The organism is Paenibacillus sp. FSL H8-0537 (assembly GCF_038051995.1).
Lineage (GTDB): Bacteria > Bacillota > Bacilli > Paenibacillales > Paenibacillaceae > Pristimantibacillus.
Genome location: NZ_CP150290.1, coordinates 3403387 through 3420962, shown reverse-complemented (window position 1 = coordinate 3420962; position 17576 = coordinate 3403387). Strand labels below are relative to the sequence as shown.

Here is a 17576-nt window from a genome sequence, read left to right as displayed (position 1 = left end):
CCCCTTCCCCTCCTCGCTTTAGCGCTTGCCGATCCGATTTCTATATTCCGTAGGGGTCATCTGTCCCAGCTTTTCAAATTGAGTCACGAAATAATCAGCATTTTTAAAGCCCACTTGTTCGGCAATTTCATAAATCCGCAAGTCGGTCTGTCTTAGAAGCTTCTTCGCCTCAGTAATACGCAGCTGGAGCAAGTAGTCGTTGAAATACATACCATAGTTTTTTTTGAATATTTGTCCGAGATAGGCAGAATTCATATAAAATTGATTAGCAATACTCTTCAGATTTAGATTTTCATGAAAATTTTTATCAACATAACACTTAATCTTATAAATCCCGCCACTTCCATAGCTTTGATAGAGACTCTGAATCAACCCGGCAGCCTCCAGAGCAAAGGTTTCAAATAATGCCCGGAGCTCGCTAAATGTGATGTTATGATCCTGCCAGTTCATGATCGGCACAAGACTTGCCAGCCGTTTTTCATCTCCTTCCATACTTCTGACCGTATTCAGCACACTGTGGACACATTGGATAGTGGCCGCTTTTATAGCTTCCTGTGATACAACCTTCTCTGCAAACTCCGTAAACATTCGGTCGATAACCAAAACAAGCTGATGCTCGTTGTTCTCTTCAATGGCTTCGATGATTGTCCGGTGCACCTCGTCCCTGATATGGACATAATTGAGATCCATATCGGCAATGTCCGAATGCAGCAAGATTCGCTGGGTGTGTCTGAAGTATTTATATTGCACGGTCTCCTTGGCACTGACGTAAGAATGCTTCAACAGCATGAAGGAGCTTACCGTTCTGCCCACATAGGCTTGAATGTCTAATGAGAAGAGATTATCGAGCTGGAGCAGACAATCTGCCATGAAGCTCCGGGCATCTCCATTATGTCCGCTTAAATAGAGATCAGGTATAATAAATCCAAATGCGCGGCGATGCTCGTACACAATCGGAGTTTCCGAACAAATCTGCTGAACCGATTGCTGAATTGCATTTTTGAGTTCTGCCTTAGGAGGGATGAGCCTGTCTCCCCAAGGAAACACATTATTGATTTCCAGCAATCCGTACATGAATTCCTTCGCTCCCATCCCAGTCCAATGCTTTTCCCAAGCCTCGAGAACATTGTCCTTAGCTTCACCGCGGATGAGCGTCTCAATCAGTTTCTCTCCCTCATGTGTAATAAGTCTCTCTTGTAGCTGTTTCTGTGCAGAAAACTTGTCACGATATTTATGAAGCGCTTTCACAATTTCATTCTCATTAATAGGCTTGAGCACATAATCCAGCACCCCATACCGAACCGCCTGCTGGGCGTACCGGAAGTCGTTATACCCGCTGATAATAATAAATTCGGTTTCAAGCTGCGCCTCTGTTACGGCTTGAATCAGTCCGATTCCGTCTAGGCTTGGCATACGAATATCAGTAATGACAAGATGCGGCTGCAGCTTGCAGATTAGATCCAGAGCGTCTTCTCCGTTGTCTGCCTCACCTATCACCTCAAAACCGCTGCTTTCCCAATCAATCATTTCAATCAATCCCTTGCGGACAAATAATTCATCGTCGACAATAATGATTCCATACATAAGGATCTCACTCCCATACTCAAGTTCATTCACAACACTTTCTGCATTCATAACCATTTTTAATGATCAAAAATCCCGATTGCATGGATAAAAATTTACAGCATTAATTTTTACTGACTACTTATTGAAATATCCAAAGAAAGGACAAATATTCCAAGCAGACCATTCAATACACGATAACCAAGCTACCTAACCAAGCTACCTAACCAAGCTACCAAATCCTGGGTAAATCACAAAGCAAGAGGTGGGGTTTAATAAATCGGAGCATATCAGGAGCATATAGTCTTTACTTAAGAAAAGCAAAGGGTTTTCCTATGAATTCCCTTTGCTCCAAAAATTGTAGCTTAGCCAGGCTCTATACAACTGCTCATTTCATCCTAATTCTGCCTATTATAATGAAAATAATCAAAATCAGCATAACCGCCCGACTGAATGGTCGCATAGTTAAAGAGGCCAATCCTGTACCCCATAAAATGATCCAGCGTGTATTTCATTTGCAGCGTCCGGCCGATCGGCTTCCACGCGATCCCATCTTCCGAATAAAAGAACCTTGCCTGGTCGATGCTGTCCTCAAAATTAAAATAAATTTTAAGATAAACCCTTTCACCAGTGAACACAACGCTTTCCACCGTATCCTCGTATCCGTCACCGCCGTTGATACACATATCAATACTGAACTGTCCTTGCTCACCGGCTGCAATCCCAACAGTTCCAAAACCATTCTGCAGCGCCACCATTCCTGCCCGGTCACCGGGCTGCATTCCGGATATCTCCAGCACTGTCTCTACGCTGCAGGCTGGTCCCTCCGTCCGCTGCGTCAGCGTATTGCGAGCCTGCAAAATGCCCTCTGCGATTTGACCGGTTTTGAGCCGCAAATAGCTAGGCCGCTCTGTAACAGACCAAAGCCTGTTATCAGGATTATGATTCCACTGCCAGTTCAGAGCAAGCCGGTCAGCAGCATAGTCGAATCCATCACTGATAACAAGCGGCTTCGGTTCAGCAGCGGGAAGCTTCGTCATAACTACATTAGGTGCTGTACCGTTATCCCCGATTACAGGCCAATCGTCCTCCCACCTCATGGGAAGCACACAAGGAACCCGACCAACCGCATCACGATCCTGGAACAGTACTGCATACCATTCGTGATCTGGCGTATCGACAATACCGCCCTGTGCTAAACCGTTATTATAATAGCCCATGTCGTCATCCAGGACTATCTTTCGCTCATAGGGACCCAGAAGCTCACGCGAACGGTAACATATCTGACGTCTGCGCTTATTTCCGGTTCTCGGCCATTCAATAAAGAACAAGTAGTAATAGCCGTTCATTTTATATGCATGACACCCTTCGATCCGCAGACCTATGTCAGTCCGTTCGCCTTCGAGCAGCAGTTGGTCGACTCCACCCGGCTTCATAGCCGTAAGATCTTCCGTAAGCTCTTTAATACGAATATCACCATTGCCGTAGATGATATAATTGCGGCCATCGTCATCCAGCAGAAGACCCGGGTCATGGTAAAGATCTGGTATTACCGAACGCTCCCACATTCCATGTTCAATATCAGTTGTGTGGTAGATATAAAACCGGTTCATGTCATTGGATGAAAAACAAACGTAGAACACCCCATCCTTGTAACGAAGCGATGCCGCCCAAGAGCCTTTGCCATAAATACCTTCTCCGTTCAGCAGCCGATGGGCATCATTATCCTCAAAGGTATCATATATATAATTTACAATTTCCCAATCTTTCAAGTTAACCGATTTCATAATCGGGCAGCCCGGCATTGAATGCATACTGGTGCTAGTCATATAGAACTCAGACCCAACCCGAATTACGTCAACATCCGGAACATCTGACCACATGATAGGATTAGTTATGATAGCATTCACTTATAATACCTCCTAAGGATATATTTCTCTAATCGATAAACGGCCACGCTTCAAGCTTGAACAGTCCCGTTTGCGGCGAAACGGGCAATTCGCCAAATGACTCTCTCCTATTCTAAGTTAAACCTCACAAAAAAATAAATAAATAAATAAATAAATAATTGTATAAAACTAGCCTGAACGTTCACAATCCTATCCATTTGCAAGCTGTAACATTCCAAAAACACTCTTCTCCCGAATCTAGAAAAAAAAGAGAGAAGGAAGCCTCAACAGCTTCCTTCTCTCGCTTCTTTCTTGCTTTTCCCTATAATTAGGATGGCTTTTACTTAAAGCTTACTCTCCGTAAATTCTGTAGATAATTACTGCCGCTTCCGCTCGTGTAGCTGTTCCGGTTGGATGAAGGGATTTTCCATCTCCGTGGATAATCCCTTCCTTGACCAGGGCTGCTATACTATCGATGGCGTATTTGGCAACCTTCGTTCCATCTGTATAGCCGCTTAAGTCTCCGGCGCTGTCACTGGCGGTTAGCCTATTCACTGCCTTCAACGCTCTGGCTGCCATAACCATCATATCCTGCCTCGAGATTTCTCCCTTCGGATTGAAGTTATTGCCGTCCATTCCCTGGATAATCTCCAATTTCTTAGCAATACTGAGGGCTTCATAGTAGTATGCTCCTTGACTTACATCTGCGAAATGGGTATCGGCTTCTGCATCGAGGCCAAGAGCACGCACCAGCAGCAGCACAAAGTCGGCTCTCGTAATGTTTTTCTCCGGACTAAAGGTCGTTTCGGAGGTTCCTTTAATAATACCCTTTGCATACAGCGCATCAATCGCCTCAGAAGCCCAGCTGTATTTGCTGCCCAGATCTTTAAAATCACTTGCTGGCACCGGTGTCGGCGTAGGTGTTGCTGTTGGCGTAGGTGTCGGTGTTGCTGCTGGTGTCGGAACCGCTGGCCCCCCGCTGTTGCTGAGCGTGGTTACACGGGTGTTTGGACCGTCCATACTCCAGTTTCCTGCCGCATCACCTGCCTGCACCGAGAACGCATACCCTGTGCCCGCCGCAAGTCCGGACACCTCGTACCTATGCACCGTTCCAGGCAGCGTCGCAATCTCCTCCTGTCCGCTGTAAATCTTGTAAGCCGTGACTGCTGTATTATCTGTAGACCCCGTCCATGTCAAGGTGAGTCCGGAAGCCGTTATTTGAGAGGCTTCGAGCTTGCTTCCCTCCGACCATGACGGAGGGGTAGTGTCTGAAGCCGGCAGTGTGGTTGCTGAAACAGATGGTCCGCCCGTACTCCAATTCCCGCCTGTATCCCCGGCCTCTATCTTAAACGTATATTGCGTATTCGGTTTTAATCCCGTTACTTGATGACTGTATACAGACCCGGTTACAGTCTCCGTATACACGGCATCCGTAACCGTAACGGACTTGTTATCAACTCCATTCGTGATCCGGTAACCAGCAATACCGCTATCATCCGCAGCCGTCGCCGACCACGTCAAGGTCAGTCCCTTACTCGTGACATTGGAGGCCGCGAGCATACTTCCTTCTGCCCAAACCGGTGGCGTGGTGTCTGACGTCGGCAGTGTAGTTACCGAAACGGAAGGTCCGTCTGTGCTCCAGTTGCCGGCAGCATCTCCTGCTTCCACCTTGAAGGTATACTGTGTATTTGGCATCAATCCGGACAACAGCTGATGATATACATCTACCGTTACCGTTTCAATGGATTTGCCGCCAGCTACGGTAACTGGTACCTCATCGATACCGTTGTAGATCCGGTAACCGATGACTCCTAGGTTATCCGCAGCCGCTGGCCACGACAAGGTGACTCCGGTGCTAGTTACATCATTAGCTTCCAGCTTGCTGCCACCTGCCCAAGTCGGCGGAGCCTGATCTCCTTTGCCGATAAGGGTTAGGCTGCCGAACACCTCTGTCGACTTTGTCGCTCTGCCAAGCAGATCATTCCAGGTTGCCACGCCGACCAGATTCGCTCCCGTTGCATTGTTTACTTGTGCATCAAACCGGATTTGTGTCCCGTTTACCGGGGTGATGGTTTTGAACGGAATCTTCATTTCCACCGTATATTCCGTTCCGGCTGTTAATGCCGCCGATTCAAATCCGGGAGAAACCGCCGGTGTCGAATTACTGAGGAACTTGAAGGACTGCTCGCCGGCAAAATTGACCCGGTATTGTCCGTCATCTTCGCGGTATGGCCATGCATTGATGCGGTCCTCGTCCACATAGGCTTCGACTGAGTCCTGCTTTGTCTTATCTGCGTTGTCTTTGCTCAGCTGCGTATCCTTCACCTGAAACAGCACATACAGGTTTTCATCGTCCCACAGCGTTTTCGCTGTTCCGGATGCTCCGGACGATATCATCAGTTGGTTATCGATTTGAATCTCAGGCGCATCCTTCCAGATGTCATCAATGGTTCCATTGATATCCGGCGTACCATACAGCGCAGTAGAGCTCTTGGTTTCAGGTGTGATATAGAGCGGATGCTCGGCCAGATATTTCTCCGGATTGATAATGGCATAATAAGCCGGCTTCGGTGCCAGAGAACCAACGAAAGGCAGAGGATTCTGGCTGGCTCTCCAGCTGGAGCTGTCTGTATATCCCCAGATGGTGACACGCGCAATCTTATCGGCATGCTTCTTATAGATCTGGAACAATTGGGCATACAAATTAGCTTGCTTCTCCGCCCACTCTGCAGAAAGGGAGGAATTCATTCCAGCGAGAACATCAAGTTCGCTTATGGAGATTTCAACACCAAGGGAAGCGTATTTGACAATTGCTGCTTCCACATTGGCAGGCTTCGTTCTCATATCGTAATGTGACTGCAGTCCGATTCCGTCAACCAGCATTTCTCCGGGATGAGTCAGCGCGTAACGGTCATTGATTTCTTTAACCATGTCGTAGATGGCGTCCCGCTTCTCCGGAAACTCGTCATTGAAATCATTGTAATACAGCTTGATATCGTTCCATTCTGGGTGTTTAACCAGCACTTCCCTTGCCGCAATAAATGCTTGCTCCACAAAGTCAGGACCTACGGAGTAGTACCAGGGGGACTGCCGGAGCGCATCCTTCCAGTCAGCAACAGCTGGTGGCCCATCCTGCATGGCTTCATTGACGACATCCCACGAGATTACCTTATCCCCAAAGTGTTCCATTACAGTTTGGATGTGGGTTCTCATATTCGCGAGCGCCTCATCGCGGCTGAGATAGATTGGGTTGCCTGCCTGATCCTTCAATGCATTGCCCGCTGCGTCCACTTGCTGTGTAAACCATGCCGGGCTCTGACTGTGCCATACCAGTACATGTCCGTGTACTTTCATTCCCATAGCCTGAGACTTTGCTGTCATTTCATCAGACCTCGTAAATGTAAAGGTACCCTTGTTCTTCTGCAGCGCATCCGGCTTCATCTCATTGCCAAAGGTTACACTATTAAAATGATAGTTAAAGAAGGCATTCTGCCCGTTGCCCGGGGTAATTTCATTATTGCCCGGTACATTTCCAAGCAGGAAGTCACTCTTATAGACATCTTTAAGAGGTACAATATTCTGCAGCGCTGTATCTTCGAAGCTAAAGTCATCAATATAATACGATGCTGCAGCACTGTTAGGGCTTTCTACATATAGAGTGACATCATTGTGCAGATAACGGTAGGTGCCTTCCAGCTTGACCCACTCTCCGTTTTTACTGACGTTCTGGGTTGAAAGACTGATGTAATAAGGCGTTGGGGCATTGACCAGTGCTGTCAGCTTAAGCTGAGCGCTTGCCGGGTCAATCAGCTTAACCCATACAGTAGCTTTGTACTCATTGCCAATCTTGACAGCGTCCTTCAAATTAACGGACGGGCCGTCCGAATTGGCGGTTCTGCCGGTTACTTTGAGGGAATAAGCTCCTCCCTGAGTATGGTTGGCTTCGTTGGTAGCCGTAAGCGTCACGCCAGCACTGCCCTTTGGCTTGAAGCCTTGTACCGTTTGATCCTCAAAATCCCTTGTGGATTTCACACCGGCCACAATGGTAAGCAGGCCAATCGATACGCTTGCGCTACCTTTCGTTATGATTAGCGTAAAGCCACCATTCTGGTAGGAAAGTGCTGTGGTCACTCCAAGCGCCTTCAGCTCTTCATTGTTATTAAGGTATTCTTGTGCTTTGGTCTTCAGCGCAGCTGCGTCATCACCAGCTGCATTCGGAACCGTTATCCGGTTACCGATTAGCGCGGCTGCTTCTTCTACAGCGAGTTGATCCTCACCCCGTCCTCCGGATTCATCTAATGTCTTAACCAATGTCACGCTCGAGAAGGTAACCTTGAAATCGGTCGAGGCACTGACATTGGTTCCATACAATTGAACTTTTGCATCCTTGAAGAAATCTGGGGCATAAGTTGACGAACTGCCCATAGGCGTCCAAGTTGTGCCGCTATTCGTCGAAAAATACCCTTGAACCGTATTTCCTTCCTTAACAATTCGGAGAAAGTAGTTTGTACCGCTCAAATTGGTCTGATTGGTATTGTTGGTAAATGCGGTACTGCCTGTTTTGCCTGAATTATTAACTTTGATATTCGTGCTTACTTTTCGCGCATTTATTCTGTAAAACTCACCGCTAGATGCTCGGCTGATGCCAAGCCCCACTTGGGAATTTTCACCCATTGCAGAATCATTAAGCGGCTTATCTACGGCAAGCTTCGCCGTCAGCGTCCAGCTGCCTTCAGCTGAACCCGGAAACTGCAGCATATTATGGCTGTTGGGATAATCCGTATCGCCCTTCAACGTCTTGATCGTCGCACCCTCAGCGCTATAGCTTAATGCATTTTGCGGCTCAACCGGATTCATGACTTCCCAATCTACTGGAAGGCCATTGGTAAAATCAATAATTTCGTTCGTACTGAAGGAAATTTTATACGACTTAACATTTTCGCCTTTGATAAAACGGACAACTGCGGTACCTTGTGTGCTGTCCGCCTGCGAAATGCTAATGAGTTCAGCAGGATCGTTAGAAACTGCCGTTACTTTCGGTATGGTGCTGCCAGATACCGTATAGGCGTAATCATGTCTGGTAGCATCAAAATTAGCTGGCTGAACGCCGTCAATAAAAATACTGTATGAAGCTACAAGCTCAGGAGTCAGCGACAGCTGATCCGCATACAGGATGTTGGCATCCTTTGCATACACCGCTATTACCACCTTCGCAGTACCTGCCGGTTCATCATAAGTAAACGGCTGGTTAGGCGTCTCATGCCAGTCTGCAACCTTCACGTCAACGGGCTGGAAAGAGCTTAGGGTGAGCGGCCCGCCTTCAAGTATGCGCCCGATAAACTTGCCGTTGCTCCAATAAGCAGGATCACCAGCCTCACGGGCTGCGTAAGGCTCAGGCATATCGCGCTCATTAACCCCGTTCATGCCCAGCTGATTACCGTTCTTGTCGTAATACACAAGTGCAACTTCCACGTCACCCGGATTTTCCGCTGCGACATCATAGCTCTCAGGCCGACTCATCATAGAGAGGAAATAGCCCTTAAAGTTATAGCTCTCTCCCTTGTTCAGCTTTCCGGTAACATCCTGCCACATGCCGTCATATTGCTGCGCGGAATCAATGCGGCCCGACATCTTCCCAGCTCCGGCAACCTTCGAGGTAGCGTTGTTTTTCAGATATCGGGAAAGGCCCGAGTAGCTCTGAATGGTATCCGCAGTTAACGCAGGTCCATTCACAACCATTTCAAAGCTTCCATTATTGTAACGTCCTGTGGTCCAATTATTTGTATTGGAGGACGTTGCTGTATCAAAATCTCCATTTTGCAGTAGGTTCCCTGGTATGGATGCCACCGAGTTATTAGCGGCAAGACTCCAGTCGGAATCATTGGCTCCGAACAGGAAGCGGTCAACGATAATCGCACCATTAGATCCGTTCGGTTCGGCAATCATATACAGATCCTTATGGCCATAGGCGCTAAGATCGCCTGTATTGACCATCGACTGAAATTTACCGTATGTTTCATTGGCTGGAACCGAAATTTCCGCTACTCGCGTACCGTTGGACTGGACATCAGCACTGCTGCTCACAGCGGTTCCTACCGGAATAACATAAGCGGTAAGCCTCCCTCCTTGAGCCGACTTCGTCTGAGCGGTCAAATATAACAAGTGTCTGCGGACAACACCGCCGTTGGCGGAGCCATCTGCGAAGTTCAGGTTTTTATAGGCCAGGTATTCACCGGCACCGAGTGACACCGCCTCGCCTGCGCGGCCGGCATTTCCGGCGCTGTCGCCAGGTATGCCGTTATCATTTCCCTCCGCCTCAAGAGTGGAGAAAATGTCGCGTTCGCCGTCAAGGCCCTTATAGGTGGCAAAAGTACCCTGAGACGGAACGATAGTAACAATGCTGGCGGACGGGATGTCGATGACGAACTTGCCATTCGTTACCGGAATCGTTCCCAGCTTCTTCTGATTTTCGCTTCCTGAAGTACGGAACACGGTTACACTTGTAGTGCCTGTCGGGAAATCCTTCAGGCTGAATTCAAGCGGCTGAATGCTGTCATCATTTTTGGCATTGGAAACCGTGATCGAGTAATCATTGGTATTTTGGTTCTTGAACCCAATAACATTCATATCGGCTGCGGGAACACGTGTAACATCAAAACGAACATCGCCGGGATTCATAAACCGGGAGAAATGCCCGTAGCCGTAGAAACGCTTGAATATACGATATTCACCAGTTAACGTACTGATACGTCCCGGCTCCTGTTGAGAGTTGGTAGTGACGAAGCGAATCAGGTCAGAACCGTCCGCTCCGTTACTATCCCACATGCTCCACCAGACGAAGCCGTTAAAGCCGGGGTTGCTGCTGAACATATTGGTCATCAAATTAGACCAGCGCACAGCGTCATTGATATTCTGATTGCCGTACCGCTGCGTATATGCACCGGCTGATCCGTCAGCGGTATCCTGATTCATAAACTCTGCCTGCCACAGTTTATACTTGGTCAGGTATTCGGGATACTTGCTTCCATCCTTTGAATAATCCAGAGGACTCTGGGAAAAGTCACCTGTATGATACAGTTTGTTCTCATCCGTCCCTATGCCGACCGTACCATACAAATGGGTGGTAAATAAGTCGAGATACGGATTTTTGTCCAATGCATTATCAGGGTCGGTTTGAGAGAACACTTCGCCGCCTCTGCTTAGTGAGGCGCTGAGATTGGTACCGTCCACAGCGGCAAGCTGCGGAATAAAGTCAATGAGCTTTCCGTCTGGGTTTTGGATATCATAAAGGGCCCCGCCTGGCTGCATCGATTTTTTCAAGGTAGGACCGATATACCCATTAATTAGCTCTGTTACATATGAAGCTGTTCCGCCTGCAAGATCAACCTCGTTGAAGGGATTGATGTGAGTGATCGGAATCCCCCATTGCTCCCACATTCCCCGGATATACTGAACGAGATAATCTGCGTAGGCCTGATAGTAAATTTTTACCGGTTTACCGTTTATGGTAGCTGTGTCGCCACGTACAATTTTGCTCGGTGAATTGGTCGAAGATTGGCTCATCCAGTAAGGTACGGTCCACGTACAAGCATAGAATTGCTTGACGCCATACTGCATCGCCTGACGCATCGTCCAGACCTGATCGAAATCGAACAGCTCTTTACGGGTACGCGGCGAGTTTTTAATTACAACAGGATTTTCCCCCGGTGCGCTAAGGAGATTGGTTGGTCCTCCATCGTCATTGCCAATTGGCTGATTCCATGACGGATAATCCCAGACGAAATCTTGCACCGGTACCAGCGTGCCTGGAGCGTGTTCAGGTTCAACAGGCCAGATACTGTCGGTATTGCCGTCTGCATAGCGGTTTTCAGCTTCTATTTTATAACCATACTGACCCGCTGATCCCCTCATGGGAATGGCATTTCCTTCAACATCGAAACCAGGGTTGCTGACATCTGCAAGCAAACCTGTTAGAGGATTGAACCCTGGGCTGGCTGCTGTGGCGCCTGTAGTGGCAAGGCCTCCATTATCACCAATGATGACCCGAACAATGTCGTGGCCCGTGCCTTCTTGTTCACTGAAGGTCAGATCCAGCAGATGCCTGACGGTGTCTTGATGACCAGCCGTAGCCAACTGCATCATATGAATGGAATCCGTGTACGCATAAGCGGCACCTACCCCATCCATTGTCTGATAGGTCTTGTACCAATCGGCGGTTACCTGTGCCGGAGCTGCAACTGTCGGAGCTGCCTGAATTGGGGTGGAAAATGGCACTGGAGTCATAACAGACAGCAGAAGCGCGCCAGCTATTGAAACCGCAAGTGTCTTTCTCCGAATTTTTTTAATCATTATACGTGTTCCTCCTTTTATCATGTAACTTGCTGTAAAATAATCGTGCGCATTTGATCTACAGAGCACTCATTCTCAATCAGCGCGTTCGGTATTGAAATGTGAATTGCCCCCTTTCCTAAATTTAATACTGTATGCATACTGTATGCGCTTACATTTTTTGCTTGGTTATAGCTTACCAATTCAAAATTGAAATTTATAGGAGAACGATGCACGAATCATTTTAAAATAACACTATAATGATTTGTTTTTTTACGAAAAGAAAATTTCTGATTATTGCCGAATTTACTCTCGCAAACAGCAAAAAGCCCAGTTATAGAGAGAGTGGGCTTTTCACTCCAATCTCTCCATAAAAGAGCTTAGCTTTGGGAAGTTCAATTATTAGTTTTTTATGAGTTCTGTAGGATTCATACCGGTTATTTTTTTGAACAGTGTGCTGAAGTAGGGAATGTTCTTATAACCGACCCGCTCCGCCACTTCATACACCAGCATATTCCGCTCCATAAGCAGCTCGCGCGCCTTCTCGATCCGAACTCGGGTCAGGTAATTGTTAAAGGTTTCTCCGGTCATATTTTTAAAAATAATAGACAAGTGGTTCCGTGAAATGTATACCTTATCCGACAGCTCGGCGAGTGTCAGCTCTTCGGCATAGTGCTCATGAATGTAACTGGTCATGAATTCGACAACCTGCCGGTGCTTGCTGCTTCCTTTCCATTGTCTGCTGCTGCAGATCTTGGTGATTTTGTCCATCAGCCAGCTTGCCAGCTGGTCCGGTACGATCAGGCTATTGATTTCCTTGGCAATCTGGTCATTGGTGAACAGGTCATCCAGTACCAAGCCGGATTCATACAGCGAGTAGGTTATAATTCCCCACAGCTCGCTCCCAAGCATTTGTACGTATCCCTGCGAGATCCCCTCTTGATTTTTCATTTCCATTATATATTCCAGTACAAGCTGATGGGCTTCCACTTCCTGCGATGCCTTCATTGCTGTTGCCAGCTTATACGAGAATTTGACCGGAAAGAGGGCGACATTACCCGGTTCGCTGCTGCTGTTCTCCTGGTATCTATACACTTCATGTGAGGAGGCGGCACGCAATGCCCTTTGATCCATCGCACGGAAAGCTTCCTCTGTTGAGTCTGAGAGGTTGGTCCATGAATCCTTCACTCCCCCGATTCCTATACGTGTAATCAGCTTTAGATAACTGCCAATACTGTCAATCAGCCTGATCCCCAGCTCTTTCAGCTTGTTTTCTAACTGTTCGAGATTTCCTGCATCCGGGTGAATAATCAGTAATGCTCGGGTACTGTGCAGCTCTGCATATTCCAGATCAGGGAACAGCTTACGGGCTACTTCACAAGCAATATTACTGACTGCAAACCGGAACAGGTTCCAATCGGAGACGGATAGACATCCGGCTCGTTCATCCCGAATCAGCTCGATGCCAACTGTGACATGCTTGCATTCCTGCCAAAAAAGATAAGACGGAGGAAGACGCGTGCTGTCTCTATATGCATGGTCAAGGGTACCTACAGCTGCGGAGCGGACCCACTCCTTTTCAACAAAAGGCTCATACAGCGTCATTTTAAACTCAAGCTCCCATTGCCTATTTCGCCTCTCCTCCTCCTCCTCCAGTTCCTGTACGACATTGCTCAAAATGGATTTTAACGTTGGCAGACTGATTGGCTTGGATACATATTCGGTCACTTGAAACCTTAAAGCTTGTCTCGCATGCTCAAAATCCGAATAACCGCTGAGAATAATGATTTTGCCTTTAAATCCTTCCTTCCTCAGCTGCTCCATCATATCCAGCCCACTCATCACGGGCATATAAAGATCAGTGATTACAATGTCCGGTAGGGTACGGCGGATTACCTCCAGGCCGTCCTCTCCGTTCATAGCCTCTCCAGCCCACTCTGCTCCCAGTTCATCCCAGGGAATCGCCCGTTTCATTCCATTAAGGACTTGCCGCTCATCATCGATGATTGCGATTTTCCACATTACGCTTACCTCCTAAACGCCTAAACTCCTAAACTCCTAAACTCCTTAAGTACGAAAGCACGCCCGTCGCTCACTCCCTCTAAGGAAGCGCTTACTTTAATCATATCGGGGATCAGTCATTTTTGCTTGGTGGCTCTGTCAGCAACGGTAGCGTGATTTCCACTCTTGTTCCGCCTTCTTCACGTTCTCCCAGAACAATTCCATAACTCACACCGAAATATCCGGCAATCCTCTCTCTCACATTGCGTATACCATAGCCTCCTGTATGACGGTTATGCGGCCTGTCTTCAGACTGCTTTAGTCCCGAACCGTTATCATCAATGACAATGTGCACAGTATTAGCAATTATCTCCATTACGATTGACACATGGCCGCTTCTCTGTTTGTTGAAGCCATGAACGATAGAATTCTCCACGAACGGCTGCAGTGTAAGCTTTGGAATATATAACGTCTGAAGCTCGGAGGAAGCCTCAATCCTGTATTCAAGTCCTTCTCCCCAGCGCAGCTGCTGGATTTCCAAATAACAATTTATATGCAGCAGTTCATCAGCTATTGGGATAAAACTGTTCCCGTTGGATAGACCGATCCGAAACATACGACCCATCAGCTCCAAAATACGGCTAAGTTCATCCTGCCTTGCCTCAATCGCCATCCAGTTCAGTTGATCCAGCATATTATAAAGGAAATGCGGATTAATATTGGCCTGAAGTGCCTCAATTTCGGCTTTCCGCTGCTGTTCGTAACGGCGCTCCAAAGAGAGATACAGTTCTTCAATCCTCTCGTTCTGCTTTCGGTAACCAGAGAATAAATAACCGAATTCATTCTCATAATCCATCGGAAGTTCTACATTGTCGCCTCCTACGGAGTACACTCGCATCGCAGTTACAAGCCTTTTGATAGGCTTCGTAAACTGCCTGCTTAAAAAGTGGGTCAGGAGCACGACCAGCAAGACTGCTGCAATACCGATCAAGCCGATCCATTCTGCCAGCTTCAGGCTGCTTGCCGTGATTTGTTTCCAGGATGTAAATTCAATAAGCGTCCAGATGGAATTATCCATTCTGGAGTAGACGAGCAGTGTATCATGTGAGCCATCTTTTGCCGGAATATGGACATAACCGGATTTATTACTTTTCACATCAATCCACCTAGACCAATCGTTCTGGTCCAGCGCATCACCTATTTTCATAATTTGCTGACCTTCGCTATCCGCCATGATCCTGTTTGATCCATCCGAATTGCCTGTTAACAGTTTTCGTATTTCGTTGGCTTTGATGTGAACGACTAGAACTCCCAAATAGTCATTCTCAAAGACTATTTTTCTGTAAAAGCTAAGTACAGGAATCTCGCCCTGCGTACTGGGGAACCTATACTCTTTGGACCAGCAATAATCGTTCTTCGCCAAACATTCGGCTCTTCCCTTAGTATCCAAATCCATAAAATTTCGGAATTGAATATAGTTTTGCCGTTCACTTTGGATTGGATTATCCATATACAGGTCAATTCCTTGGATTAGAGGAATAGCATAAGTCAAATTTGCAAGAGCGCTTTCCACTTCAGCACGTCTGCGGTATCTCTCAAATTCGTCTTGTCTGTTCAGAAGATAATTGGTCAGCTCGCTATCGCGGGAACTGGACAGTGATATCTGTTCGATCATGACCAGCTTGGTGTTAATTTCATTATTCAATTCATCAAGAAGCTGTTGCTGGTAGTGGGAGGTGGTCTGTACGAGCGCCTTGGAAGAATTGCTGTAGCTTGTCCATGCGGTAACACCGATTACTGCAATAAGCACAATGGCAAAGCTATGAAAAAACAGACGGTCAATTCTATATTTTTTAAAAGGATTGAGCAAATGCTTGACCTCCCTTCAAGTCCGGTTCAGACACAATAAACGGTAAAGCAGCGAAGGGCATTCGACGCTTTACCGTTTATTGAGAGATGTTTTTTTACATCTTATCCTTTAATTCCAGTCGTTGCAATCCCTTCCACAAAATACTTCTGGAGAAACATAAAGAGGATGGTTGCCGGAAGAATAGACACTAGTGACATGGCAAGCAGCTGACCCCACTCCTGAGCAGACTGAGAATCATTGATCATTCGAAGCGCCAGGCCGACCGTATATTTGTCTACTGTGTTGATATACAGGAGATGACCCAGGAAATCGTCCCAATTCCACAGGAAGCAGAAGATGGTCACGGTAACAATTGCCGGAAAAGCAAGAGGCATGACCACTCTCCAGAAGATTCCGAACCAGGAGCACCCGTCAATTTTGGCAGATTCATCTAGTTCTCTGGGAACACCGCGTATAAATTGGATCAGCAGGAAGACGAAGAAGCTGCCGCCTGCCCCTCCAGCCAGCAGATGGGGAATGATGAACGGGAGATACGTATTCACCCAACCCAGCTGATAAAACAGGGTATATTGAGGAATGATCAGCACTTGTCCAGGCATCATTAATGTCAGCATGAGGATGGAGAACCAAAAGTTTTTCAACGGAAAATCCAATCTAGCAAAACCGAAGGCAACCAGTGTACAGGATAACAATGTTGTGACAATTACAGCAAGTTCAAGTCCAAAGGTATTAAGATAGAAATCGGTAAACGTATGTCCGGGAACCGCGTTCCAGCCTTTAGTGAAGTTGCTCCATTGCGCAGCAGCAGGGAAAATGGACGGCGAGGTAAGCTCTGTGCTGTGTTTCAGTGAAGCACCGATCCACCAGATAACCGGATAAACCATAACGAAGCTGAAGAGAATCATGAACAGATGACGAAGCGCCGACTTCCATTTTAGTGTTGTTGTCATTTGCGTTTTCTCCCTCCAGTGTCTGTTTCATAGAATACCCAATACTTCGAGGTGTGGGAAATCAGGACGGTAGCTGCAATAATGGCCAATAGCATTATCCAGGCAAGTGCCGAAGCATATCCCAGCTCGTAGCGGCTGAATGCCCTCTCATACAAGTACATCGCATATACATAAGTGGCATTCATCGGCCCGCCGTTCGTGATCACGAATGCGGAGGTGAACATTTGGAAAGCGCCAATGACTGCCATGATCAGGTTGAAATAAATAATCGGTGAAAGCATCGGCAGCGTGATTTTAAAGAATTGGGATACTTTGCTTGCCCCATCTACAGAAGAAGCCTCGTACAGATCATTCGGAATTTGCTTGAGTCCTGCCAGAAAAATAACCATGGTAGATCCGAACTGCCAGACTGTCAGCAGAATCAGCGTGCCAAGCGCCGTATCGGGATTGGTAATCCAGCCCTTTCCTTCAAAACCAAAGACAGCAATCAGTTTGTTAAAGACCCCGTCTACACCAAAAATATTGCGCCAGAGCAGTGATACCCCGATACTTCCTCCAATGAGTGATGGGAAATAAATCGCTGTGCGGTAGATGCTGATACCTTTTACGGCCTTACTTAGGATCATAGCTACAAAGAGAGCGGCTATTAGCTTCAAAGGCACGGACGCCAGCACATAAGTAAAGGTTACCTTAGCGGATTGGATGAATTTGGGATCTGCTGTAAAGATACGCTCATAATTGCGGGTCCCGATCCACTTCATCGGCTGCATCAACGTGTAATCGGTAAATGAATAGTACAGAGATAAGAATAACGGGTACGCCGTAAGCGCTAGAAACCCGATCAGCCAGGGGGAAATAAACAAATATCCTGCTAGCGGAGCGTTCCATCTGCTTTTGAAGTATGAGTTTTTTTTCGTTTTCGCAGCAGTTTGGGCTATAGTGGCTGTAGAACGGTTCATCTGTGGTCACCTCTTG

Annotated in this window: 7 protein-coding genes; all 7 read right to left on the bottom strand. The window is 47.2% G+C overall.

Annotated elements, in window-relative coordinates; genetic code table 11:
• Window positions 1-18 precede the first annotated feature (18 nt).
• Window positions 19-1584 carry a response regulator transcription factor gene (locus MHB80_RS14295; protein WP_341282744.1) on the bottom strand — a complete coding sequence of 522 codons (1566 nt, stop codon included), beginning with the start codon at window positions 1582-1584 and terminating at the stop codon, window positions 19-21.
• A gap of 377 nt (window positions 1585-1961) precedes the next feature.
• A complete protein-coding gene (locus MHB80_RS14290) occupies window positions 1962-3473 on the bottom strand; it encodes a glycoside hydrolase 43 family protein (RefSeq protein WP_341282743.1) in 1512 nt (503 codons plus the stop codon).
• Window positions 3474-3803: 330 nt separating this feature from the next.
• Window positions 3804-11801, bottom strand: a complete 7998-nt coding sequence (locus MHB80_RS14285) for an endo-1,4-beta-xylanase (RefSeq protein WP_341282742.1) — start codon at window positions 11799-11801, stop codon at window positions 3804-3806.
• A 381-nt stretch (window positions 11802-12182) separates the two neighbouring features.
• Window positions 12183-13802, bottom strand: a complete 1620-nt coding sequence (locus tag MHB80_RS14280; RefSeq protein ID WP_341282741.1) for a response regulator — start codon at window positions 13800-13802, stop codon at window positions 12183-12185.
• A gap of 112 nt (window positions 13803-13914) precedes the next feature.
• A complete protein-coding gene (locus tag MHB80_RS14275; RefSeq protein WP_341282740.1) occupies window positions 13915-15651 on the bottom strand; it encodes a histidine kinase in 1737 nt (578 codons plus the stop codon).
• Window positions 15652-15752: 101 nt separating this feature from the next.
• A complete protein-coding gene (locus MHB80_RS14270) occupies window positions 15753-16601 on the bottom strand; it encodes a carbohydrate ABC transporter permease (RefSeq protein WP_341282739.1) in 849 nt (282 codons plus the stop codon).
• A complete protein-coding gene (locus MHB80_RS14265; RefSeq protein WP_341282738.1) occupies window positions 16598-17560 on the bottom strand; it encodes a sugar ABC transporter permease in 963 nt (320 codons plus the stop codon). Before MHB80_RS14265 ends, MHB80_RS14270 begins: the two co-directional genes overlap by 4 nt.
• Window positions 17561-17576 lie beyond the last annotated feature (16 nt).

Coding starts and splice junctions, on each gene's coding strand:
- MHB80_RS14295 (WP_341282744.1), bottom strand. CDS start 1,584: ATGTATGGAATCATTATTGTCGACGATGAATTATTTGTCCGCAAGGGA.
- MHB80_RS14265 (WP_341282738.1), bottom strand. CDS start 17,560: ATGAACCGTTCTACAGCCACTATAGCCCAAACTGCTGCGAAAACGAAA.
- MHB80_RS14285 (WP_341282742.1), bottom strand. CDS start 11,801: ATGATTAAAAAAATTCGGAGAAAGACACTTGCGGTTTCAATAGCTGGC.
- MHB80_RS14280 (WP_341282741.1), bottom strand. CDS start 13,802: ATGTGGAAAATCGCAATCATCGATGATGAGCGGCAAGTCCTTAATGGA.
- MHB80_RS14270 (WP_341282739.1), bottom strand. CDS start 16,601: ATGACAACAACACTAAAATGGAAGTCGGCGCTTCGTCATCTGTTCATG.